This window comes from Citrobacter sp. RHBSTW-00881, assembly GCF_013728515.1.
Taxonomy (GTDB): domain Bacteria; phylum Pseudomonadota; class Gammaproteobacteria; order Enterobacterales; family Enterobacteriaceae; genus Citrobacter; species Citrobacter braakii.
This window is the reverse complement of record NZ_CP056269.1, coordinates 297,656-321,368: the sequence shown is the minus strand read 5'-3', so window position 1 is coordinate 321,368 and position 23,713 is coordinate 297,656. Positions and strand designations below refer to the sequence as shown.

Genomic DNA, 23,713 nt, shown 5'->3' with positions numbered 1-23,713 from the left:
GCCAACACAGATGCAGCTTTAAGCATGCCGTGTATATTTATACTGGCGGCAGATCAAACAACAACACTTCGCTGTCGCTGTCGGCATGAATAGAAATGGCCTGCTCATCCCAGATTGCCAGACCATCGCTGGTGGTCGCTTTGGTCCCGTTAATTGTCACGTTACCTTTTACTACCTGGATCCAGACGCGGCGTTCAGCGGCAATCTGATGCACCGACTGCTCATCTTTGATCAGTGCCCAACGGTACAGTTCCATATCCTGGTACACTTTCAGCGAGCCATCACGGGCATCCGGCGACAGCACCAGTTGTTTACCCTGAGCGGCATCAAAACGGCGCTGCTCATAGCGTGGGGTAATACCGTTTTCCTGCGGCATGATCCAAATCTGATACAGATGCAGCTTCTCAGTATTGCTCGGGTTGTACTCCGAGTGACGGATCCCCGTCCCGGCGCTCATTATCTGGAACTCACCGGCCGGAACCTGCTCTTTGTTCCCCATGCTGTCCTGATGTTCCACCGCGCCTTCCAGCACGTAAGTCAGGATTTCCATGTCTTTATGGGGATGAGTACCAAAGCCCTGACCTGCGTCGATCACGTCATCGTTAATCACGCGCAGTGCCGAGAACCCCATAAAATTTGGATCATAGTAGTTGGCAAAAGAGAAGGTATGCCAGGAATCGAGCCAGCCATGATTAGCGTGGCCACGGTCATTAGCTTTGCGTAAGTAGATCATTGTGTTCACCCCCAGATGTTTTCGATGGAGTAAGTGTGGACTCAATCCGCCGGGGATCATAGAGGGTGAAAATTGACTCCTCTGTTCAAAAAAAATGAACAAGCCCAGAAGAGTCTGCGCAGGCTATTTGGCGAGAGTTATCGTCGCCGGAGAAGCCTGTTCAAAGGCGCGTTCGAGGAGTTCCAGATTGGTAAGAACTTCAGATTCCTTGACATAATTAGGCGTACCGGCTGTCAGCGTCTGGTAAAGCGCATCATAGACGCGACCATAGTCCCCCACTTCCGGCTGCACCTCTTCTTTTACCGTCAAGCCGTCATCGTTGACGTACTCCAGCATCCCAATGGAATCGTCAGCAGCGAAACCTGGCTCACCTGGCATGATATTGGCCTTCAGGCTGGTTTCCTGCTGGTCGATGCCGTACTTCACAAACGAGCCTTTGGTACCGTGAACGATAAACTTCGGATAGTCGATTTTCACCAAGTGACTGGTTTTAACAATGGCTTTCAGGGAGCCGTAGAACAGCTGTGCTTCAAAGGTATCATCCGGGTTCGCTTTGTTGCGCAGGCTGCGGATGTCATAGGCCACGCAATCGGGACGACCGAACAGCGAGATAATCTGATCCATGGTGTGTACGCCCAGACCATAGAATGCGCCGTCCTGCGGCAGTCCCGGCTTGGTTTCCGCCACGGGGCGGTAGTAATCGAAATGGCTTTCAACCTCAACAATTTCACCGAGCTTGCCGCTCTCAATCGCTTTTTTAGCGGTGAGGAAGCAGGAATCAAAACGACGGTTCTGATATGGCGTAACGGTCAGCCCTTTGCTTTGCGCCAGTTCGAACAGTGCTTTTGCTTGCGCAAGCGTCGGCGTGAAGGGTTTCTCAACCAACACGTTTTTACCCGCTTCCAGCGCGCGTTTGGCGTATTCAAAATGGCTGTCAGCATGGGTACAGACGATCACCAGCTTCACCTGCGGATCGTTTAAGATCTCGTCAAGGTCACTGGTGAAGTGAATATGTGAATATTGTGGCGCCTGCTCTTCCGGCTTGGCGTGGCGGCGAAAAATGTGCGCGACATGCCAGCTATTTTTGCGGTTGAGGACGTACGGCAAATGGTAGCGAGTGGTGCTTTTACCAAAACCAATAAATGCGCAGTGTAAGGCCATGAGACGATCCTTTCGAAGGTGATTGTCTACACCATAGCGCAAAGCGGCTGGAGACTGAATGTTGGATTCTTTGCCGGATGGCGCTTGAACTGCACCACAGGGCGACAGGATCGGCCGTCGGCGTCGCAGGCAGTTTGTTCACGGCAAGCGCGCAGGGCCCGGAGCGTACTAAATGTACGTGAGGAGCACGAGCACTTCCCGGGGACGAAATGGCAAGTAAGCCAGGCAGACACAAAACCTCAAAAAAAAAGCCAGCAAAAGCTGGCTAAAGTAATACTGGAAGCAATGTGAGCAATGTCGTGCTTTCAGGTTCTCCGTAGGGGTTCCCCTGAACGCAGAGCAATAATAATCATTCTCATTCGCACTTGTCTACTTCTTTTTGCAAAAAAATGCAGTTGACGGAATTTTCTTTCTCAGCGAGTGTAAATACACAATTAACCCTGCTGGAGATAAGGAATGAGTGAGATAGTGATACGCCACGCTGAACCGAAAGATTACGACGCAATTCGTCAGATCCACGCCCAGCCGGAGGTGTACCACAACACCCTACAGGTTCCTCATCCTTCCCTCGAGATGTGGCAAGCGAGGCTAACCGAGCAAGCCGGGGTCAAACAACTGGTTGCCTGCATTGACGATATCGTCGTGGGGCATCTCTGTATTGAGGTCGCGCAACGCCCGCGGCGCAGCCACGTGGCCGATTTTGGTATCTGCGTGGATGCACGGTGGCACAATCGCGGCGTTGCCAGCGCGTTGATTCGCACGATGATCGACATGTGCGACAACTGGCTGCGCGTCGAGCGTATTGAGCTAACGGTATTTGTTGATAATGAGCCGGCCGTGGCGGTGTATAAGAAATACGGCTTTGAAATCGAAGGCACAGGTAAGAAATACGGCCTGCGCAACGGTGAATACGTTGATGCCTACTTTATGGCACGTATGAAATAAATGTAAGGGCGAGTCTTATCGCCCTTCTTATTGAAAGGACGCAAGAGTGAAAAAGTACCTTCTCCTGGTGTTGCTGGCAGCACTCTCCCCTGCTTTCGCCACTACCGTACAAAATCTCGATTCCGTGCCCAGCGCTATTCAACACCCGGAAGGTAAACAGATTTTTGCTGAGCAAATGGCGGGAGCAACCCCAGCCAAAGGATTTGGCGAGCTTCCACAGGGATTATCTGAGAACGCGTGGATTGCCTGGGTTGCGCCGAATGAAGATCCTGACAACCTGATCCTCACGGGTGCCAAAGCCTGGGGCAAAGACGGCAAATATATCGGTGTCGCCTGTTTCGCCGACAATCCGGCCGACGCCGGGCAGGCAAAGAAATACGCGGATAACAACTGTCCGGAAAACTACAGCAACGGGCGCGCCAATAAATTATATCTCGGCGTTTTTTCCTGGCAGAACCAACAGCTAACGCCGATTGCACGCTCGGAAAAACCATTAAACCAACTCTCTGAGTGGAATAAAACCGCCGAAAAAGAGAGCGATGATGAGTCCGTCAGACCGCTGGCCTATTATACAAAACTGGATCTGGCACCGTACCGGATCGCACCCGATACGCTGGCGTTTGGGGTGCGCGGTGGATACTCTGATGCGTATTCCGGCGGCGGCGCATTTTATGAAGTGCTGGAGCTCTATGCGATCAAAGACAACAGGATAATCAACGTGTATTCCGACCTTGTTTATCAATATACGGACATCGCCGGAGAGTGGAATAAAGACGGTACAAGACAGCACGACATCAGCGAAAGTAAATATATCCTCAAAATACGTTCGGCAAAAACGCACGGGTTTTATGATTTAGAGCGCGTAAACCTGCAGGATAAAAGCAGCCAAATATTCCGCTGGTCTGAATCGCTGCAGCGATATGCGCCATTCATCATCGATAAAAGATAGCGGTGAAATCGTTGGTTTAGGCGCTGCCTGGCCGCTGGAGAAATATTTACAAGACTACGAAGAGAGCAAAACAACACGAAGCTAAGGTTACCTGGAGACAATGAATTATAATAACTGCCATTGGGCCTTCCAAACCGGCCCTCTTCCAGCGAAGAGGGCCATTATCCTCAATACCCCGCCGTTAAATCATCCACGGAACGCGGGTCGGACGCGCCATACAGTGCGCCATCCGGTCCAACCATAATGCTCTGCGTGCTGCCCATCGCTTCTTTCAGCGCCACTTTCTGTCCTTTTTGCTCCAGCAGCTTAATTGTATCCGGGCTGAAGCCCTTCTCAATACGAAGCTCGTCCGGCAACCACTGATGATGGAAGCGTGGTGCGTTGGTCGCTTCGGCGACGTTCATCCCGAAATCAATGCTGTTGACCACCATTTGCAGCACAGTAGTGATAATTCGACTCCCGCCTGGGCTGCCGGTAACCAGCCAGGTTTTCCCATCTTTTACCACGATAGTCGGCGACATAGATGACAGCGGACGCTTCTTCGGTCCGACCGCGTTGGCATCGCCGCCTACCAGACCGTATACGTTCGGTACGCCCGGCTTGGCAGAGAAGTCGTCCATTTCATTATTGAGCAGAATGCCAGTGTTACCCGCCACAATACCGGTCCCGAAGGTGGTATTCAGGGTATAGGTCACCGCCACGGCATTGCCGTCTTTATCCACCACCGAGAAGTGAGTGGTCTGATTGCTTTCATACGGGGCGAGCTTGCCAGGTTTAATCTGGCTGGAAGGCTTAGCCTTGTTGATATCAATCTGATCGGCAAGCGTTTTAGCATAGGCTTTGTTGGTCAGAGCCTGCCATGGCACTTTCACAAAATCGGGATCGCCCAGATACTCCGAGCGGTCAGCGTAGGCATATTTCTCCGCTTCAGCCATGACCTGCATGGCGTCGGCGCTGCCAAACCCGTACTTCTTCATATCAAAGTTTTCAAGAATATTGAGGATCTGCACGATGTGAATACCGCCAGAGGACGGCGGCGGCATGGAGAAGACCTGATACCCGCGATAGTCACCGCTAATCGGCGTACGCTCCACGGCTTTATAGCTGGCTAAGTCCTCTTTGGTCATCAGCCCGCCGTTCTTCTGCATTTCCCCGGCGATCTGATCGGCAATAGCCCCTTTATAAAACGCATCCGGGCCGCTTTCGGCAATCATTTCCAGGCTTTTCGCCAGGTTCTTTTGCACCAGCTTATCGCCTTTTTTCAGTGGCTCGCCGTCTTTCCAGAAAATGGCTTTGCTGTTCTCGTGATTAGGGAGCACTTCACTGCCATAGGTTTTCAGATCGTCGGCCAGTGCGTCATTAACCACAAAGCCCTCTTCCGCCAGCTTCATCGCCGGACGTACCACTTTGTTCAGCGGCATCGTGCCGTATTTCTCCAGCGCCAGCGAGAAACCCGCGACGGTACCTGGCGTACCGGATGCCAGATGCGACGTCAGCGACTTTTTCGCATCGGCGTTGCCCTGCTCATCAAGGAACATGTCGCGGGTCGCGCCAGCAGGGGCCATTTCGCGAAAATCAATCGCTGTGGTGTTACCATCTTTGGTACGCAGCAGCATAAAACCGCCACCGCCCAGATTGCCCGCCTGGGGATGCGTCACCGCCAGCGCGTAGCCAACGGCCACGGCGGCATCGACGGCATTCCCACCCTGTTTAAGAATATCCACCCCCACCTGAGTGGCAAGCGCATCCACGGAGGCCACCATCCCCTGCTGCGCACGCACGGGATGGAACACATCCTCCTCAACACCGTATGATACCGGCGGCGGTGCAGCCGGAGCGGCAGCAACGCTAAAACAACTTCCTGAGAGCAGAGCAGCAATGGCTACCCGGCGTAAAAACGTCGGTTTTATCATCGTTATTCTCCAGATGTATGGGGGTCAGCCCCCACTAAGCCTGGTGCATAACTCTGAAATAATCATCGTAACGGCGAGAAAGGAGTAAACTTAAGAGATCCCCGAGAGGAGAAAAGCGATGAAACGACTCTTACTTTTAGCCATGCTGTTGCCGTTTGCAGGCTTTGCACAGCCCATCAACACCATGAATAACCCGAATCAACCCGGTTATCAGATCCCGAGCCAGCAGCGTATGCAAACCCAAATGCAATCGCAGCAGATTCAGCAGAAAGGGATGCTCAATCAGCAGTTGCAAACGCAGACGCGTATGCAACAACAGCATATGGAAAACCAAATCAATACCAACTCCCAGCGCGTCCTTCAGTCCCAGCCTGGTGAATTTAATTCCAGCCAGCAGCAAATGTTGCCCAACAGCAACGGTGGGATGTTAAGTGGAACCCGTAACCCGGACAGCTCGCTGAATAAGCAACATATGCTGTCGGAGAAAAAGAACGGCGACATGCTGAAGCCCTCCAGCACGCCGCAGCCTAACGTTCCGTTAAAAACAATTGGGCCTTAACAGGGCTGGAAATCCGGACCAATCGTATCAATGGCATCGGTACAGATGCAGTCCACTCCCCAGCGCAGCAGTTCCGCCGCGCGCTGGGGTCGGTTGACGGTATACACCAGAATACGCAGCCCTGCGTCGCGCAGCGCATCCACGCGCGCTTCATCCAGCAGCTTGTGATTAAGATGAATAGAGACGCAGCCCAGCCGCGTTGTCAGCTCACGCCAGTCCTCGCGCCACTCATCAAGCAGTAAGCCTCTCGGCAGTTCAGGCGCCGCCTGCTGCGCCGCTGCAAGCGCGTCAATTTCAAAGGATGACAACAGCGGTGGTGTCATTCCCGCCCACAGTTCCCGAGCGGCCAGCGCTACGGCTTTGCCGGTTAACGTTCCGGTGCCGGTGGTGGGTTTAATTTCAATATTCGCCATCATACCGTGCTGACGGCAGCGCTCGGCCACTTGCGAGAGCAGCGGTAGCGGTTCGCCTTTAAACTCACCGCTAAACCAGCCACCGGCGTCCACGCGCAATAAATCCTGCCAGTTCAGCTCGCCTGCCACACCCCAACCATTGCTGGTGCGTTCCAGGTTGTCGTCATGCAGCAAGAAGATCTCACCGTCTTTCGACAATTTAGCGTCAAACTCAATCATGGTATGCCCGTATCGCGCCCCCATGTCGATCGCCGCCAGGGTGTTTTCCGGTGCCAGCTTACCGCCGCCGCGATGGGCGACGATATGGGGGTAAGGCCAGTTACTCATACGCGTTGTCCTGTTTCGCCATCAAAAAGATGCAGATGATTTTCTGGCAGATGCAGCCACAGCGTGCTGCCTGCCGTCGGGCGATGCTGATGCGCCAGTCGCACCACCAGCTTTTGCTCACCCCAACGTCCGTGTGCCAGGTTATCCGCTCCCAGCATTTCCAGCGTGTCGACGACCAACGGCACGCCGCCTTCGGCCTGCGAGCTTAGCGCAATATGCTCCGGGCGGATACCCAACGTCATGTTACGCCCACCAGACTCCCTCGCGCTTCTGCCGAGGGGCAACGTCATGCCGTCATCCAGCTCAAAATGGGTGCCCGAGGCGCTGATGCGCCCGTCCAGCAGATTCATCGCCGGGCTGCCGATAAAACTCGCCACAAAGCGGCTGGCAGGCTTTTCATATACCTCAACCGGCGTGCCGATCTGCTCGGCAATGCCTTTGTTCATCACCATCACCCGCTGGGCGAGGGTCATCGCTTCAACCTGATCGTGCGTCACATACAGTGAGGTGGTTTTCAGTCGGCGATGCAGATGTTGTAACTCCAGACGCATCTGTACGCGCAGCTTGGCATCGAGGTTAGACAGCGGCTCATCGAACAGGAATACCGCTGGGTCACGGACAATCGCCCGCCCCATCGCCACACGCTGGCGCTGACCGCCGGAAAGCTCGCGCGGACGACGCTTGAGCAGTTCACCCAGCTCGAGAATTCGCGCCGCCTCTTTCACCCGTTCGGCAATATGCTCCTTGCCCATCCCGCGGATTTTCAGCCCCCAGGCCATATTTTCTTCCACGCTCATATGTGGGTAGAGCGCGTAGTTCTGAAAGACCATCGCAATGCCGCGATCCTTAGGCTCCATTTCGGTGACGCGTTTATTATCAATCCAGATATCGCCGCCGCTCACCCGTTCAAGCCCGGCCACCATCCGTAGCAGCGTTGACTTACCGCAGCCGGATGGGCCAACCATCACGATAAATTCTCCGTCCGCGACATCCAGTGTCAGCGGTTTAATCACCTGGGTTTTGCCGTCCCAGCTTTTGGTTACTGCCTGTAGTTTTAAACCAGCCATTTTTATTTCTCACTATCGACCAGGCCACGTACGAAGGCACGCTGCATGGCTAACACGATGATTACCGGAGGGATGAGCGTCAGCAGCATGGCTGCCATTACCTGATTCCACTGCGTGGTGCCTTCACCAGTAGCAATCATGCCTTTGATACCTGCCACCGCAGTGCCCAAATTGACATCGGTAATAATTAACAACGGCCACAGATACTGGTTCCAGCCGTAGATAAAGGTGATCACAAACAGCGCCGCCAGATTGGTTTTTGACAGCGGTAGTACAATATCGCGGAAAAAACGCATCGGTGACGCACCGTCAATACGCGCCGCCTCAACCAGTTCATCCGGCAGGGTCATAAAAAACTGCCGGAACAGGAACGTCGCAGTCGCCGATGCCATTAACGGCAGCGTCAGACCCGCATAGCTGTCGAGCATTTTCAGGTTGGCGATCACTTCCACCGTCGGGAAAATACGCACCTCGACCGGCAGCATCAGCGTGATAAAAATCATCCAGAAGAACAGGTTACGCAGTGGAAAGCGGAACCAGACGATGGCGAATGCGGAGAGCATAGAGACGGTGATTTTCCCTACTGTAATACTGAACGCCATGATGAAACTGTTGAGCATCATCAGCCAGAACGGCGCGCTGTTGACGCCCACGCCGTTGACCCAGATGTATTTCATGTTTTCCAGCAGCTGTGTGCCGGGAACCAGCGTCATCGGCGTTTCAAAGACTGCTTTGTTATCCAGCGTCGCCGCGACAAACGCGACGTACAGCGGAAACAGGATCACCATGATCCCCATAATCAGCATGGCATGGCTGAATATTGTCAGCCCACGACGATTCTCAATCATTGGTAACGCACCTTACTTTCCACATAGCGGAACTGCACCACCGTCAAAATAATGACCAGGAACATCAGCACTACCGATTGGGCGGCCGAGGCGGAGAGATCCAGCCCGACAAAGCCTTCGCGATAGATCTTATAAATCAACGTAGTGGTCGCCTGTACCGGCCCACCCGCCGTGGCGGCATCGATCACCGGGAAGGTATCAAAGAAGGCATAAACCAGATTCACCACCAGCAGAAAGAAGCTGACCGGTGCAATCAGCGGCAGCGCCAGCTTAAAGAAGCGGCGAACCGGTCCCGCACCATCAATCGCGGCGGCTTCAATCAGCGACCGCGGAATAGACTGTAGTGCGGCAAAGAAGAACAGGAAGTTGTAACTAATCTGCTTCCAGACCGACGCAAACACCACCAGAAACATCGCCTGACCGCTGTTTTGCGCATGGTTCCAGTCATAGCCAAACTCACCGAGAAAATGGGTAATCAGCCCGCGCCCTGGGTTAAACAGGAAGATCCACAATACGGCGGCGACGGCGGGCGCGACGGCATAAGGCAACAGCATCAGCGTCTGGTAAAAACGGCTGCCGCGCACCACGTAATTCACCAGCGCCGCAAAAAATAACGACACCAGCAAACCGCTTACCGTGACTAACGTACTGAACTTAATGGTGGTCCAGAATGAATCAAGGTAGTACGGGTCATGAAACAGCGCGATAAAGTTTTCCAGTCCGACAAACTGGCTAGAAAGACCAAACGGATCAACGGATTGTAGTGAGTACCACAGCGCTTCACCGGCGGGCCAGATAAAGAAAATAACGGTGATAACCAGCTGCGGGGCCACCAGCAAATAGGGAAGCCAGCGCGAGCGGAACACCGGACGGGATGAAGACATGTAGGTTCTTTTCCTGGAAGGTGCCAGATTGCGGTGCACACACCGTATCCGGCCTACAAACTACACGCATTTGTAGGCCGGGTAAGTCGCAGCCGCCACCCGGCATTTCACATTACGATTTAGTCGATTGCTCAAAGCGGCGCAGTAACTGATTGCCACGCTCAACGGCAGCATCCAGCGCCTGCTGCGGGGTTTTCTTCCCGGTCCAGACGCTTTCCAGCTCTTCATCTACGATGGTGCGGATCTGCGGCATGTTGCCCAGACGCAGCCCTTTGGTGAACGGCAACGGTGGCTTGTTCAGCATCTGGCGGGTGGCGATATCAGCCCCAGGGTTCTTATCATAGAAGCCCTGCTCGCGGGTCAAGTCGTACGCGGCGGTGGTAATGGGCAGGTAGCCGGTCTTCTGGTGCCATTCGGCAGCAATTTCAGGCTTCGCCAGGAAGTTGAGGAACTGCGCCACGCCTTCGTAGGTTGCTTTGTCTTTACCCTGCATCACCCACAGGCTGGCTCCCCCGATAATCGCGTTCTGCGGCGCGCCCTTCACATCGGCATCGTACGGCATCATGCCGACGCCATAGTTGAATTTGGCGTAGTGGCGGATGTCAGCCAGAGAACCGGAAGAGGCAGTGGTAATGGCACAATCCCCGTTATAGAACTTCTCGGTAGACTCGTCTTTACGCCCGAAGTAGCTGAAATCCCCTTTTTTGTTCAACTCTTCCAGCAGGGCGATATGTTTCACCTGTTCCGGTTTATTGAATTCCAGCACCGCGTCAGTACCGTCAAAGCCGTTGTTTTTGGTGGCCACCGGCAGACCATTCCAGGCGCTGAAGTTTTCAATCTGAATCCATCCCTGCCAGCCGCTGGCGTAACCGCACTTCATGCCTGCTGCTTTCAGCTTCGCGGTGTATTCCGCCAGATCCTGCCAGGTTTTTGGCGGCTGCTCAGGGTCTAAACCGGCTTTTTTGAAGGCATCTTTGTTGTAGTACAGCACCGGCGTGGAGCTGTTAAACGGCTGGGAGAGTAAGTGTCCGCTTTTAGAGTCGGTGTAATAACCGGAAACCGTCGGCACGAACTGAGACTCATCGAAGTTAATACCAGCCTCTTTGAATACTTCATAGACCGGTTTAATGGCTTTCGAGGCCATCATCGTTGCCGTGCCCACTTCATAAACCTGCAGTAGCGCAGGTGCGTTTCCGGTACGGAAAGCCGCAATACCTGCGCTCAGGCTCTGCTCGTAGTTGCCTTTGTACTGCGGAACAATTTTGTAGTCGGGATTGGCGGCATTAAAACGTTGCGCCAGTGAATCAACTTCTTTACCCAGTTCACCTTCCATTGAGTGCCAGAACGGGATAGTGGTGACGGCCAGAGCCTGACCTGCAAACGCCAGGCTAAGTGCCAGTCCTAAAGCTGTATGTCGTAACGATATCATCGGTTATCTCTCTTGTTGTGCCGGATGCGCGATATCACTCGTTTTATGCTCGCGGGGGTAACATGACATGCTCGAATGACAGAAAAATAACTTTTTTATTACAAAAAAAAGATAGTAAGGCGACAAACAGATGGCAAGGCGGTGAAAGCGTAGTGACAGGAAAATGCGGGGTGGTGCACAACAAAGCCGGGTAGCGCTATGTCTTACCCGGCCAGGATGACGTTATCTGTTGCAGCCAGCAAGGAACATTAATCTTTACGCCAGCGTCGTTCATATTCATTCTGTAAACGCTGCTGTTCCCGCCGCTCACGTTCGCGCTGAATATCCGATTTCTCATCTTCCCAGCCCGGGCAGACAGAGGTGGTGAACACTTCACAGGGCGAGCTGGACTGGGCTAACGAGTTGTCCGGTTTCTCTTCCCAGATTGAAGGGTCGCGCGGGTCGAACGCTGGCGGTGTTAAGGCCAGGGTATTTGATGAAAGCGTCCAAAACAAACCGCCAATCATCATGCAGATACCGGAACGTATCATCCTTTCTCCATGTTCACTTTTATTATTGATAACTATTCTCAATAATAACATAGAGCAATAAAAAGGGGCCATATCAGGCCCCCTTGTCCATTCAGAGAATGTTAACCGCCCAGATACGCGCTGCGCACTGCTTCGTTAGCCAGTAACGCATCACCAGTGTCTTCCAACACCACATGACCGTTTTCCAGCACGTAGCCGCGATCGGCGAGCTTCAGCGCCTGGTTAGCGTTCTGTTCGACGAGGAAGATTGTCATCCCCTGCTCGCGCAGTTGTTCGATGGTGTTGAAGATCTGCTGGATGATAATCGGCGCCAGACCCAGCGACGGCTCATCAAGCAGCAGCAGCCGCGGCTGACTCATCAGCGCACGGCCTATCGCCAGCATCTGCTGTTCACCGCCGGACATCGTGCCCGCACGCTGAATTCGACGTTCATGCAGGCGGGGAAACAGGTCATACACCCACTTGATGCGTTCCTGAAACTGGTCCTTTTCGGCAAAGAAGCCGCCCATCGCCAGGTTCTCTTCCACCGTCATGCGGGAAAACACGCGACGCCCTTCCGGAACAATCGCTACCGCTTCGCGCATGATTTTCGCCGTCTGCCAGTCGGTAATGTCTTTACCATCAAAGACAATTCGCCCACTTGTCGCTCGCGGATCGCCGCACAGCGTACCAAGCAGCGTGGTTTTTCCGGCGCCGTTGGCGCCGATAAGCGTCACGATTTCACCCTGATTGATATACAAGCTGACGTCGTGCAGCGCCTGTATCTTGCCGTAGTGGGCGCTGACTTTGTCAAAGGACAACATGACTTTTTCCATATTATGCGTCACCACCATTATGCTTCACCTAAATAGGCGCGGATCACGTCCGGGTTGTTACGAATCTGTTCCGGCGTCCCGTTCGCCAGCGGCGTGCCCTGATTCACCACGTAAATACGGTCGGAAATACCCATCACCAGCTTCATGTCGTGCTCAATCAACAAAATAGTGGTGTTGTGATGGTTACGCAGTTCAGCAATCAGCTCGTCCAGCTCTTTGGTCTCTTTCGGGTTGAGGCCTGCGGCGGGTTCGTCGAGCATCAGGATTTCCGGCTGGGTCACCATGCAACGTGCAATCTCCAGACGGCGCTGGTCGCCGTAGGCCAGGTTACTGGCCTGACGGTTGGCGTGCTCCAGCAAACCAATACGCTCCAGCCAGGTGGCGGCGCGATCCAACGCTTCACTCTGCGCGCGACGGAACGACGGGGTTTTCAACAGGCCGGAGAAGACGCCGGTTTTCAGCTGCTGATGTTGCGCCACCAGCAGGTTTTCAATCACCGTCATTTCGCGAAACAGACGCACGTGCTGGAAAGTACGCACCACGCCCATCCGCGCAATTTGTTGACCCGGCAGCCCTTCCAGATGCTGGTCGCGCAGCTTAATCGTCCCACCCGTCGGCTTATAAAAACCGGTCAGGCAGTTAAAGACCGTGGTTTTTCCCGCGCCGTTTGGCCCGATTAACGAGACGATCTCCTGTGGTCTCAGCTCCAGTTCAACGTTGTTTACCGCTAGCAGACCGCCGAAGCGCATCATCAGGCCGTTGACGGATAATAATGGCTGACTCATGCCTGCTCTCCTTTTGCTTCCCCGTTTTTCAGCTTCAACTGCGGACGGGTCATCGGCAACAAGCCCTGCGGACGCCAGATCATCATCAGTACCATTAAACCACCCAGCATTAACATGCTGTATTCATTGAAATCACGCATCAGCTCGCGTGACACCACCAGCAGGATGGCCGCGAGGATCACTGCAAACTGTGAGCCCATTCCGCCCAGTACCACAATCGCCAGCACAAAGGCCGACTCGGCAAAGGTGAAGGATTCCGGGCTGACAAAACCCTGACGCGCGGCAAACAACGTACCGGCAAAACCGGCAAACGCGGCGCTGATGGTAAAAGCGGTCAGCTTGATGCGCGTAGGGTTTAAGCCCAACGAGCGACAGGCTATTTCATCTTCGCGCAGCGCTTCCCACGCACGACCCAACGGCATACGCAGCAGACGGTTGATGACAAACAGCGAGAAGACCACCAGCAGCAGCGCCACCAGATAGAGGAAAATCACGCGGTCAGAGGGATCGTACTTCACGTTAAAGAAGTTGCTGAAGGTATCCCAGCCACCTTCACGGGCAGTACGGCTGAACTCCAGACCGAAAAAGGTCGGTTTGGGGATCTGGCTGATACCGTTCGGCCCACCGGTCACTTCGGTGTTGTTGAGCAGCAGGATACGGACGATTTCGCCGAAGCCTAAAGTCACAATCGCCAGATAGTCACCGCGCAGGCGCAGTACCGGGAAGCCGAGCATAAAGCCCGCAGCAGCGGAAACCAGCCCCGCCAGCGGCAGACAGGTCCAGAAGCCGAGTCCGTAATAGTGGTTCAGCAGCGCGAAGGTGTAAGCACCGATGGCATAGAAGCCGCCGTAACCCAGCACCAGCAGACCGGAAAGCCCCACCACCACGTTTAAGCCGAGGCCGAGGATGATATAAATCATCGTCAACGTGGCAATATCAACCGTACCGCGCGACACCATAAACGGCCACGCCACGGCAATCACCAGCAGCGCGACCAGGAATAGCTTCTGTTTAACGGTGGAGCCATCAATCGCCGGCAGAATAAACTTCGGTCCGGAGACGCTCTTCAGGCCCTTCTGGAAAGCTGGACGCAACAGTTGGAAGAGAAAGACCACGCCAGTGCCGATAAACACCCACTGCCAGCGGATATCCGCGGCGGTATCCACCACCAGTTTGGTGCCGTCAAGCTCCAACTGGACGCCCATAAAGACGCCCGCCAGGATGAAGAACATAGCGGCAGAGAGCAGCGCCATTGCAAAATGCATCGGTTTCATACTTTCTCTACCTCCGGGCGACCCAGAATACCGGTCGGCATCACCAGCAGCACCAGAATCAGCAGCGCGAATGAAACCACGTCTTTGTATTCGGTACTCAGATAAGCAGAGGAGAGCGCTTCCGCGACACCCAGAATCAGACCGCCGATCATCGCCCCAGGAATGCTGCCGATGCCGCCCAGTACCGCCGCGGTAAAGGCTTTCATCCCGGCCATAAAGCCGATATAGGGGTTAATTACGCCGTAGAACTGGCCGAGCAGTACGCCCGCTACCGCCGCCATTGCCGCGCCAATCACAAAGGTCAGTGCAATCACGCGATCGGTATTTATGCCGAGCAGGCTGGCCATTTTCAGGTCTTCCGCGCAGGCTCGGCAGGCACGGCCCATACGGGAGTAACGGATAAACAGCGTCAGCGCCAGCATCGCCAGGAAGGTTACAATCCAGATAACCAACTGCATAGTGGTGATGGAAGCAGAGAAGTTTTCGCTACTGCCGACGGTCCACTGGCCGTTAAACAGGCTGGGCAGCGCCACATCGCGCGAACCTTCCGTCAGGCTGACGTAGTTTTGCAGGAAGATGGACATCCCGATAGCGGAAATCAGCGCGATCAGGCGCTTAGAGCTGCGCACGGGCCGATACGCTACGCGTTCAATGCTCCAGCCGTAGGCGCTGGCAATCACAATCGCGCCGACAAAGCCCGCCGCGACCAGTAGCCAGCTGGAATCAATACCCATCATCATTAGCGCAGCGATGATCATAAAGGAGACATAGCTGCCGATCATATACACCTCGCCGTGGGCGAAGTTGATCATGCCGATAATGCCGTACACCATCGTGTAACCGATAGCGATCAGCGCGTAGGTGCTTCCCAGCGTGACGCCGTTAAACATCTGCTGCAAGAAATAGAGGAACTGCTCGGACATAAGGTAACCTTTCTTAACCCGCCCGTTTTGCACGGGCGGTGGGATAACTCGTCTTCAGCTATTACTTCGCGACGGTCGATGATCCGTCCGCGTGCCACTGGAAGACACCAAACTCAAATCCCTTCAAATCGCCTTTTTCGTCCCATTTCAGCGGCCCAATCACGGTGTCAGCCCCGTGTGCTTTCAGATCTTTCACCAGCTCCAACGGCTCTTTGCTACCGCTGCGATCCATTGCTGTCGCCAATGACTGGACGGCTGCATAAGTGATCCACACGTACGGCCCGGTTGGATCTTTCTTGTCAGCTTTGAGCGCATCGACGATAGCTTTATTCGCCGGATCCTGGTCATAGCGTTTTGGCATGGTCACCAGCATGCCTTCAGCGGCATCACCGGCAATGTTAGACAGCGACGCATTGCCCACGCCCTCAGGTCCCATAAACTGGGTATTCAGCCCGATGGAGCGTGCCTGGCGCAACATTTGTCCCATTTCCGGGTAGTAGCCGCCGTAATAAACAAAATCGATATTTTCTTTTTTCAGGCGGGCGATCAGCGCAGAAAAATCTTTTTCCCCGGCAGTGATCCCGTCAAAGAAGACGATATTGGCTTTGCCCGCTTTCAGGCTCTCCTGCACTGAACGCGCCAGGCCTTCACCGTATTGCTGTTTATCGTGAATGATGGCGATGCGTTGCGGCTTCACCTTCTCCAGAATGTATTTCGCGGCGGTCGGCCCCTGAGAGGAGTCCAGGCCCGCTGTACGCATAATGTGTGCGTAACCGCGCTGGGTCAGTTCCGGGTTGGTCGCGCCCGGGGAAATCATCAGAATGCCTTCGTCTTCATAGATATCTGATGCGGGCTGCGTGGAAGATGAGCACAGATGACCAATAACGTACTGAATGCCGTCATTGACGATTTTGTTCGCTACCGCAACGGCCTGTTTCGGATCGCAGGCGTCGTCATATTCGACGGCAACCAGTTTGTCGCCTTTGACCCCGCCTTTGGCATTGATATCTTTAATGGCCTGACGTGCGCCATTAAATTCCATATCACCCCACTGCGCGACAGGACCTGACATCGCCCCGACAACAGCGACCTTGATATCCTCCGCCATGACCGCGTGTGACATTGCCAGTGCTATCACCCCTGCGATGATTGTTTTCGCATTCCGTTTCATTTTCCTGAATCCCCATTCGTGATGATGTATATATTTTGTATTTATGTGGTTAAAAAGCAGACTGTGCTTTTTTTGAACTGTACTATTTTTACCAGTCTCGTTAATGGTTTAGCGCAGTTTTTTAAGCAAATTACGGCTAAAATCTCTATTTTTCAGTCGATTAAGAAAAGATAATATTCTGCTTTTCACTATAGATAAACAAAAAAAAGTGCATTTGTCAGCATAAAATAACGGCACAAAGAGCGGAATAAAATGCTGCATTCCAGGGTATTATCCTGCCTGTTTTTCAATCTCTACTGTTTCAATCTGTCATTGTCGTTGTTACAAAACTATTAACCTGGTTAATCGCATTAAAAAGAGAAAGCATCCGGGCGAATTATTTCGGTACACTGATTCCATCTTTTGTGATTTGGACATGCTGTTAATGAAGCTGACCATCGTTCGTTTAGATAACTTTAGCGACCAGGACCTGATTGATCTGGGCAAAATCTGGCCGGAATATTCCGCCTCATCATTAAGCGTAGATGAAACGCACCGGATCTACGCCGCACGCTTTAACGAGCGTCTGTTAGGCGCCGTGCGGGTAACCCTGAGCGGCACACAAGGCGCACTGGATTCATTGCGCGTGCGCGATATCACCCGCCGTCGCGGCGTCGGGCAGTATTTGATCGAAGAAGTGATCCGGGAAAACCCTGACGTGAGTTCGTGGTGGATGGCCGACGTCGGCGTTGAAGACCGCAGCGTGATGGCCGCATTTATGCAGGTGTTAGGGTTTACGGCCCAGGAGAATGGCTGGGAAAAGCGCTAAAAAAAAGCCGGGTGGCGTTAACGCTTACCCGGCACTCGATCACTTGGCGTCGGTCGCCGTACCATTAGCATGCCAGTCAAACACGCCGAATTCGAAGCCTTTCAGGTCGCCCTTCGCATCCCATGACAGCGGCCCCATCACGGTTTCCACTGAGTTTGCTTTCAGATACTTGGCAATTTCAGCCGGATCGTCAGACTGGTTCAGACCGGCCTGCAAAGATTGCAGCGCGGCGTAGGTGGTCCATACGAATGCGCCGCTCGGATCCTGTTTCTTGGCTTTGATAGCATCTACGATGGGTTTGTTAGCCGGAACCTGGTCGTAGTTCTTCGGTTTCGTTACCAGTAAGCCTTCTGCAGATTCACCGGCTATGTTAGACAGCGACACGTTCGCTACACCTTCTGGCCCCATAAACTGGGTTTTCAGACCCGCGGCGCGTGCCTGGCGCAGGATTTGCCCCATTTCCGGGTGGTAACCGCCGTAGTAAACGAAATCGATATTCTCTTTCTTCAAACGCGCTACCAGCGTAGAAAAATCTTTTTCCCCGGCGGTGATCCCGTCAAAGAACACCACGTTGGCGTTACCCTTTTTCAGGCCATCCTGCACCGCGCGGGCCAGACCTTCACCGTACTGCTGCTTATCATGAATAATCGCGATGCGCTGCGGCTTCACTTTTTCAACGATATATTTGGCGGCCGTTGGGCCCTGATCGGAATCCAGACCAGTGGTACGCATTACCAAGCTATAGCCGCGCGCGGTCAGCTCCGGCGCCGTTGCCGCTGGGGTGATCATCAGAATGCCTTCGTCTTCATAGATGTCTGACGCAGGCTGAGTGGAAGAAGAGCACAGGTGACCGATTACATATTTAATCCCGTCGTTGACCACTTTGTTCGCAACCGCTACCGCTTGTTTCGGGTCACAGGCATCGTCATATTTCACCATGACCAGTTTGTCACCTTTCACGCCACCCTTGGCGTTGATATCCGCAATTGCCTGCTCTGCGCCGGTAAATTCCTGATCGCCATACTGCGCTACCGGGCCAGACATCGCCCCCACAACAGCAATTTTAATATCTTCTGCTAATGCCATGTTGCTGAATGCGAGTGCAATACATCCTGCCAGTAACGCTTTACCCTTCATTTTCATCCTGAGGTTCCTCATTGTTATGGTTGTTGCATTTGTTGTGATGTTGTTATTTAGCACATTATTCTGATATTGGCGTCACGCCAAGTATAAGACATTGATATTTAGGCATGCTGACCGTGCATTTTCAGCATACTCTGCTAAAACATACCCCATTTTTATGGATTTGAAACGTGAATTTTTGCGATGACATAACATATAGGTGACAAAACTATAAATATCAATTTCATCTCCATAATATGACCTTATATCATCGATATAAAATATAATCTTAATTAAGATGCATTGTTGAATATATATAAATGACATTATTAATTATAAAAGCCAAATATTATATTATTTTGTTATGCGTTATATGCATCCGCTAGAAATAGCCATATTAGTCAATACATTCAATATGTGATCTTGGTAACGTTTAAAAATCCATAAAACAATATATATTCAAAGAACAGAAACCACTCTCAAGAATGGAATCTGTTACATACAAAATATAAATCAAACATATGGATTATATATATAAGGAAGATAACCATTGAATCTCTATGATATCATCATATTAACACATGGTGACGCAGGTAAAGAGTTATTAAACAGTAGTGAAATGATTGTTGGCAAAACGAAAAATACAACGGCTATTTCTCTGATCATCGGGATGTCACCAGAAACGTTAATGGAGCAAACAAGGAAAATACTCAGACCCAATATTAAAACCGTTATTCTTACCGATATATATGGTGGAACACCATCAAATGTAGCGACGGTTCTCTCCAGAGAATACCCTATTCATTGTATTAGCGGCGTAAACCTTGCCATGCTGCTTGAAGCGAATATGTTACAAGACTCCGATAAAGAAATCACCATCGAAGAATATGTTCAATGTATTCATGATGCCGGTAAAGATATGGTTCAAAGTTATCAATTTAATAAAGGATAATAGAGTATGAGTATAGTACATGCCCGCATTGATTATCGCCTAATTCATGGACAGGTTATCACCAAATGGCTGAAAAGGAGCAACGCCGATAAAATAATAGTTATTGATGACGAATTATATAATGATCCTTTTTTAGCCGAAGTTTATAAAATGGCGGCCCCCAGCGGCATCGAAGTAATCATGACATCCATTGAGGAAACGACAACCCGCTGGAATGAGAAAAATTTCTATACTGGCAAACTTTTAATCCTTTTCAAATCTATTGATTCAGCATTAAAGACTATTCAGGGCGGATTAGAACTTGAAGAGTTGCAAGTAGGCGGCATAGAAAACATCCCTGGCAGAAAAATCGTCTTTAATCAGATATCAATAAATAAAGAAGATGCAGAAAAACTACAAGTCATAGAAGACAGGAATATTAAAGTTTATTTCCAGACTATCCCAGAAGAAGAACCAGCCAGTCTGCAAAAAATAAAGAATAAGTTACCTTAAAAAGGAGAGGAACTTATGGGCGTTTCTACAGCAATATTGATTGGTTTAGTTTATTGGATATCACAAGCGAAGGTATGGTATGGCTTTTCAATCATGCGCATGCCGTTATCTATTGCCCCCATTATGGGAATTATCTTTGATGATATGCCGACTGCATTATCAGTCGGTGCGACATTACAGATGATCTATATAGGTAGTATTGCTCCTGGTGGGAACCCGCCAGCAGATGAGGGATTGGCCTCCTGCATCGCTATACCTATTGCTCTTACTGCGGGGATAAAACCTGAAATAGCTATTTCGTTGGCAATCCCAATAGGTTTATTAGGGGTTGTCCTCGAAAACGTTCGTAAAACGGTTAATACCACATTTGTTCATATGGCCGATCGCTATGCCGAAAAAGCAGATATCAAAGGGATTCAGCGGGTAGCAACTATCTATCCTATTCTGTTGGCCTTCCCTATGCGCTTCGTTCCTGTTTTCGTTGCCTGTTTGTATGGCCCAGATGCTATTGCCTCATTTGTCAAACTGTTACCCTCCTGGACCACCAACGGCTTAGCTATCGCTGGTAATATTCTTCCAGCATTAGGTTTTGCTATCACTATCATTGTGATCGGGAAAAAACAATACATCCCGTTATTCATCATTGGTTTCTTCTTGGTCACATATTCAGGGCTAAACACCATAGGGATATCCATTTTTGGTTTATGTGCTGTTCTCTTATACATGCAATCAAAAACTGCGAAAGGAACACAAAATGGCTAATAATATCGACTTAAAGGAAGCCGAAAGCTCACCAATTACGAATAGAGATGTGCAGATTGTCTGGTTAAAATGGCATGCTTTCTCGGAAACATCATTAAATTTTGAACGGTTACAGGCTCTAGCCTTTTGTAATTCAATGACAGGGATTTTAGCTAAGCTATACCCGAATAAGAGGGATCTTTCAAAAGCGTTACAGCGCCATTTGACGATGTTTAACACACAAGCTAACTGGGGCTCAGTGGTAAACGGCATCACTATCGCACTAGAAGAAAAAGCATCCCAGGAACCTGAAGAACAGCGAACAGCCACAACCCAATTAGTGACCAGTTTAAAAACGGGGTTAATGGGTCCAGTCTCAGGTATCGGGGATACGCTAGATTTTGGCACATTGCGACCTATTGTTATTGGGGTATGTATTCCTTTTGTATTGCAAGGGTACGTATTAGCCGCATTACTGCCATTGATCTATCAAGTTGTTTATATGTTCTTCGCTAGCCGATTTGCACTTAATATTGGCTATAAAAAGGGGAAAGAGTCAATTTTAGAGATACTCCACTCTGGCAGTATCCATAAAATTATTGAAGGCGCAGGTATGTTCGGCCTGTTGATGATGGGGGCGCTTTCTGCCACTTATGTAAAGATTAAGACACCACTACATATTACTACTGGTGGGGGGAATACTATTGTCCTGCAGGACATGTTAGACAAAATTGTGCCTAACTTACTCCCCCTGGTTGCGGTTCTCGGTATTTATATATACATCCAGAAGTGTGGACCGCATTTCCTACGAATACTGGTAGCAATCCTCTCTTTAAGCCTTATTTTTTCATTCTTCGGTTTATTGTAATATGAAAAAAATACTTATAACGCCAAGGCCCTTTCTTAGTAAGGGGCAAAAATATCTGGATGAATTACAGGCAGCAGGTTATATCGTCGAATGTAATACGAGCGGCGGACGTTTTAGTAAAGAAGAGTTGATGGTAAAAATTAAAGATGCCGATGCTATTATTACAGGCAACGACCCTTTAGATCAAGACGTTATAGATTGTGCAAAAAAACTAAAAGTAATCTCAAAATATGGTGTTGGTTTAGATAATATAAACGTTGAGTATGCGAACAGCAGAAATATTGTGGTGCATAAAGCACTCAACGCCAATTCTGTATCGGTAGCAGAAATGGCTATTCTAATGATGCTATCCAGTGCCAGAAAGTATGTTGAAATCGAACAACAGGCTAAATTTAGTAATGATGTAAGATTGGTGGGTACTGAGTTACATAAAAAGACATTAGGGCTGATTGGCCTTGGTGCTATTGGCAAACATGTAGCCCACATCGCTAACGCTATGGGTATGGAGATCATTGCATACGACCCTTATATCAATCAGAGTCAGATTTTTCCGTATATAAACTTTAAAGAGTTAGATGAGGTGTATCAGCTCAGTGATGTTATCTCGCTTCATTTGCCTTTATTAGATAGCACCAGGCACATGATTGATCAGCACGCATTCGAAAAAATGAAACCTTCCGCAATATTGATAAATACTGCACGAGGCGGTTTGATTGATGAAGATAGTTTATACAATGCTTTAATTACTCACAAAATTTCTTTTGCTAGTGAAGATATTGAACTTAAAGAACGAAAAGAAGCAACAAAACAACTCATAAATTACTCGATCACGCCACATGCGGCTTCGTTTACTCAGGAAGCAGATCTTAACACAATTCAAATCTCGATTAAAAATGTTACCAACGAACTGGAGAAAAGATAATGAAAGAACTTAAGGGAATTATTACTGCGATGGTGACACCTTTTGATGAAACGGAAAATATGGATATCCCGGCAGCAAGAAAGATGGCTCGCTGGTTAGTCAATAATGGTGTTCATGGATTATTTATTTGTGGCACCAACGGTGAATTTCATCTGTTATCAGATGATGAAAAAGTAGAACTCACCAAAGCAGTTGTTGATGAAGTGGGTGATGACGTAACTATTTGCGCCGGTGCCGGTTGCTGTAGCACACAGCAAACTATTGCTCTGACTCAACGACTCGTTGATGCTGGCGCAGATTACATTTCAGTTGTAACCCCCTACTATCTGGTGCCTAATCAGGAAGATTTATATAAACATTACTATGATATTGCGGCCAGCACAGCAGCACCTATTATTCTATACAATCTCCCAGGGCAAACGGGCCTAAGTATTGAATACGAAACAGCGAATCGCCTGGCTGATATCGATAATATCGTGGCAATAAAAGATAGCAGTGGAAAATTTGAAGTACAAAAACAGTACCTTGAGATTTCAAAACACAAAAATTTTAAAGTATTGAACGGTTCAGATTCGCTGATGCTTGATGCATTTAAAGAAGGTTCAGTTGCCAGCGTCGCAGCCACATCAAATGTTTTACCGAAGATTGAAGTGGATTTGTATAACTACTTTATCGCGGGGCAGTTGGATCAAGCACAGGAAGAGCGTAATAAGATCGATGCGCTGCGTATGAACATTAAGAAAATGACCGCACCTGCAGTAATGAAAGAGGCTCTTAACTTAATGGGGATCACCGCAGGCATTACCAGAAGACCAATACATATGCCGAATGAAATCATCACTCAGGATATCAAAGAGATGCTGGCAGCCTATAATCTCCTGCCACAATAAGTTTTACCGACAGTATTCGGCTGCATTAAGGTGACATGTTTGCCCAGAAACCGGGCAAACATGTCACCTTGTCAAGCGCAGAGGCATCAATCACTTCGGCCCCCCTCCACAACACCAGAGAGGCAAAAGCAAACCTGGCAGAGGAAAGCGTGATAGCAGTTTGGAGTATCAATCAGACATAAAAAACCCCCG

25 protein-coding genes are annotated in these 23,713 nt (G+C 50.6%); 10 read left to right on the top strand and 15 right to left on the bottom strand.

Annotated elements, in window-relative coordinates:
• Positions 1 to 37: 37 nt before the first annotated feature.
• Together yhhW and HV311_RS01545 are read right to left on the bottom strand one after the other, a co-directional pair.
• On the bottom strand, positions 38 to 733 hold the full coding sequence (yhhW, locus tag HV311_RS01550; protein ID WP_016154822.1) for a quercetin 2,3-dioxygenase: 696 nt from the start codon (positions 731 to 733) through the stop codon (positions 38 to 40).
• Between the two features lie 123 nt (positions 734 to 856).
• The gene (locus HV311_RS01545) at positions 857 to 1,894 is read right to left on the bottom strand and encodes an oxidoreductase (RefSeq protein WP_191220638.1); all 1,038 of its coding nucleotides are present in this window, start codon (positions 1,892 to 1,894) and stop codon (positions 857 to 859) included.
• 456 nt (positions 1,895 to 2,350) lie between these two features.
• On the opposite strand from HV311_RS01545, the gene yhhY reads away from it, so the two are divergent.
• Positions 2,351 to 2,839, top strand: a complete 489-nt coding sequence (gene yhhY / locus HV311_RS01540) for an N-acetyltransferase (protein ID WP_016154824.1) — start codon at positions 2,351 to 2,353, stop codon at positions 2,837 to 2,839.
• A 46-nt stretch (positions 2,840 to 2,885) separates the two neighbouring features.
• On the top strand, positions 2,886 to 3,788 hold the full coding sequence (locus HV311_RS01535) for a hypothetical protein (protein WP_191220637.1): 903 nt from the start codon (positions 2,886 to 2,888) through the stop codon (positions 3,786 to 3,788).
• A gap of 167 nt (positions 3,789 to 3,955) precedes the next feature.
• On the opposite strand, the gene ggt is transcribed toward HV311_RS01535, so the two are convergent.
• Positions 3,956 to 5,701, bottom strand: coding sequence for a gamma-glutamyltransferase (ggt, locus tag HV311_RS01530; RefSeq protein WP_046274514.1), 1,746 nt, complete (start codon positions 5,699 to 5,701; stop codon positions 3,956 to 3,958).
• Between the two features lie 118 nt (positions 5,702 to 5,819).
• Here ggt and HV311_RS01525 point away from each other — a divergent pair, with 118 nt between their 5' ends.
• Positions 5,820 to 6,260 (top strand): DUF2756 family protein, encoded by a 441-nt coding sequence (locus tag HV311_RS01525; RefSeq protein WP_049283113.1) that lies wholly within the window; start codon positions 5,820 to 5,822, stop codon positions 6,258 to 6,260.
• On the opposite strand, the gene ugpQ is transcribed toward HV311_RS01525, so the two are convergent.
• The 11 genes from ugpQ to livK form a co-directional block, all read right to left on the bottom strand.
• Positions 6,257 to 7,000, bottom strand: coding sequence for a glycerophosphodiester phosphodiesterase (ugpQ, locus tag HV311_RS01520; protein ID WP_019078127.1), 744 nt, complete (start codon positions 6,998 to 7,000; stop codon positions 6,257 to 6,259). The genes HV311_RS01525 and ugpQ overlap by 4 nt on opposite strands.
• A complete protein-coding gene (locus HV311_RS01515) occupies positions 6,997 to 8,067 on the bottom strand; it encodes a sn-glycerol-3-phosphate import ATP-binding protein UgpC (RefSeq protein ID WP_016154829.1) in 1,071 nt (356 codons plus the stop codon). The genes ugpQ and HV311_RS01515 overlap by 4 nt, the downstream gene beginning before the upstream one ends.
• 2 nt (positions 8,068 to 8,069) lie before the next feature.
• The gene (gene ugpE / locus HV311_RS01510) at positions 8,070 to 8,915 is read right to left on the bottom strand and encodes a sn-glycerol-3-phosphate ABC transporter permease UgpE (protein ID WP_003023450.1); all 846 of its coding nucleotides are present in this window, start codon (positions 8,913 to 8,915) and stop codon (positions 8,070 to 8,072) included.
• Positions 8,912 to 9,799 carry a sn-glycerol-3-phosphate ABC transporter permease UgpA gene (gene ugpA / locus HV311_RS01505; RefSeq protein ID WP_016154830.1) on the bottom strand — a complete coding sequence of 296 codons (888 nt, stop codon included), beginning with the start codon at positions 9,797 to 9,799 and terminating at the stop codon, positions 8,912 to 8,914. Before ugpA ends, ugpE begins: the two co-directional genes overlap by 4 nt.
• Positions 9,800 to 9,911: 112 nt before the next feature.
• Complete coding sequence (gene ugpB, locus HV311_RS01500; RefSeq protein ID WP_016154831.1) at positions 9,912 to 11,228, bottom strand: sn-glycerol-3-phosphate ABC transporter substrate-binding protein UgpB; 1,317 nt, start codon at positions 11,226 to 11,228, stop codon at positions 9,912 to 9,914.
• A 248-nt stretch (positions 11,229 to 11,476) separates the two neighbouring features.
• Positions 11,477 to 11,758, bottom strand: a complete 282-nt coding sequence (locus HV311_RS01495; protein ID WP_046274511.1) for a hypothetical protein — start codon at positions 11,756 to 11,758, stop codon at positions 11,477 to 11,479.
• Positions 11,759 to 11,859: 101 nt separating this feature from the next.
• A complete protein-coding gene (gene livF / locus HV311_RS01490; protein WP_085951092.1) occupies positions 11,860 to 12,573 on the bottom strand; it encodes a high-affinity branched-chain amino acid ABC transporter ATP-binding protein LivF in 714 nt (237 codons plus the stop codon).
• A gap of 17 nt (positions 12,574 to 12,590) precedes the next feature.
• The gene (gene livG / locus HV311_RS01485; RefSeq protein ID WP_003023438.1) at positions 12,591 to 13,358 is read right to left on the bottom strand and encodes a high-affinity branched-chain amino acid ABC transporter ATP-binding protein LivG; all 768 of its coding nucleotides are present in this window, start codon (positions 13,356 to 13,358) and stop codon (positions 12,591 to 12,593) included.
• Positions 13,355 to 14,632 carry a branched chain amino acid ABC transporter permease LivM gene (livM, locus tag HV311_RS01480; protein WP_016154835.1) on the bottom strand — a complete coding sequence of 426 codons (1,278 nt, stop codon included), beginning with the start codon at positions 14,630 to 14,632 and terminating at the stop codon, positions 13,355 to 13,357. The genes livG and livM overlap by 4 nt, the downstream gene beginning before the upstream one ends.
• A complete protein-coding gene (gene livH, locus HV311_RS01475) occupies positions 14,629 to 15,555 on the bottom strand; it encodes a high-affinity branched-chain amino acid ABC transporter permease LivH (RefSeq protein WP_003023435.1) in 927 nt (308 codons plus the stop codon). Before livH ends, livM begins: the two co-directional genes overlap by 4 nt.
• 61 nt (positions 15,556 to 15,616) lie before the next feature.
• Positions 15,617 to 16,726, bottom strand: coding sequence for a high-affinity branched-chain amino acid ABC transporter substrate-binding protein LivK (gene livK, locus HV311_RS01470; protein ID WP_191220636.1), 1,110 nt, complete (start codon positions 16,724 to 16,726; stop codon positions 15,617 to 15,619).
• 424 nt (positions 16,727 to 17,150) lie between these two features.
• Here livK and panM point away from each other — a divergent pair, with 424 nt between their 5' ends.
• Complete coding sequence (gene panM, locus HV311_RS01465) at positions 17,151 to 17,534, top strand: aspartate 1-decarboxylase autocleavage activator PanM (protein WP_016154837.1); 384 nt, start codon at positions 17,151 to 17,153, stop codon at positions 17,532 to 17,534.
• A 39-nt stretch (positions 17,535 to 17,573) separates the two neighbouring features.
• On the opposite strand, the gene livJ is transcribed toward panM, so the two are convergent.
• Positions 17,574 to 18,677 carry a branched chain amino acid ABC transporter substrate-binding protein LivJ gene (gene livJ / locus HV311_RS01460; protein WP_101700395.1) on the bottom strand — a complete coding sequence of 368 codons (1,104 nt, stop codon included), beginning with the start codon at positions 18,675 to 18,677 and terminating at the stop codon, positions 17,574 to 17,576.
• A 529-nt stretch (positions 18,678 to 19,206) separates the two neighbouring features.
• Here livJ and HV311_RS01455 point away from each other — a divergent pair.
• Genes HV311_RS01455 through dapA form a run of 6 tightly spaced genes read left to right on the top strand, consistent with a single transcriptional unit; the run spans position 19,207 to position 23,521 of the window.
• Complete coding sequence (locus tag HV311_RS01455) at positions 19,207 to 19,608, top strand: PTS sugar transporter subunit IIA (RefSeq protein ID WP_047501419.1); 402 nt, start codon at positions 19,207 to 19,209, stop codon at positions 19,606 to 19,608.
• A 6-nt stretch (positions 19,609 to 19,614) separates the two neighbouring features.
• Positions 19,615 to 20,100 (top strand): PTS system mannose/fructose/N-acetylgalactosamine-transporter subunit IIB, encoded by a 486-nt coding sequence (locus HV311_RS01450; protein WP_049283116.1) that lies wholly within the window; start codon positions 19,615 to 19,617, stop codon positions 20,098 to 20,100.
• Positions 20,101 to 20,115: 15 nt separating this feature from the next.
• Entirely contained in the window at positions 20,116 to 20,862 is a 747-nt protein-coding gene (locus tag HV311_RS01445) for a PTS mannose/fructose/sorbose/N-acetylgalactosamine transporter subunit IIC (RefSeq protein ID WP_101700397.1), read from the top strand.
• Complete coding sequence (locus HV311_RS01440) at positions 20,855 to 21,709, top strand: PTS system mannose/fructose/sorbose family transporter subunit IID (protein WP_052138036.1); 855 nt, start codon at positions 20,855 to 20,857, stop codon at positions 21,707 to 21,709. The genes HV311_RS01445 and HV311_RS01440 overlap by 8 nt, the downstream gene beginning before the upstream one ends.
• 1 nt (position 21,710) lies before the next feature.
• Positions 21,711 to 22,631: a phosphoglycerate dehydrogenase gene (locus HV311_RS01435; protein WP_191220635.1), complete on the top strand. Its 921-nt coding sequence runs from the start codon at positions 21,711 to 21,713 to the stop codon at positions 22,629 to 22,631.
• Positions 22,631 to 23,521, top strand: coding sequence for a 4-hydroxy-tetrahydrodipicolinate synthase (dapA, locus tag HV311_RS01430; protein ID WP_191220634.1), 891 nt, complete (start codon positions 22,631 to 22,633; stop codon positions 23,519 to 23,521). The genes HV311_RS01435 and dapA overlap by 1 nt, the downstream gene beginning before the upstream one ends.
• Positions 23,522 to 23,713: the final 192 nt, after the last annotated feature.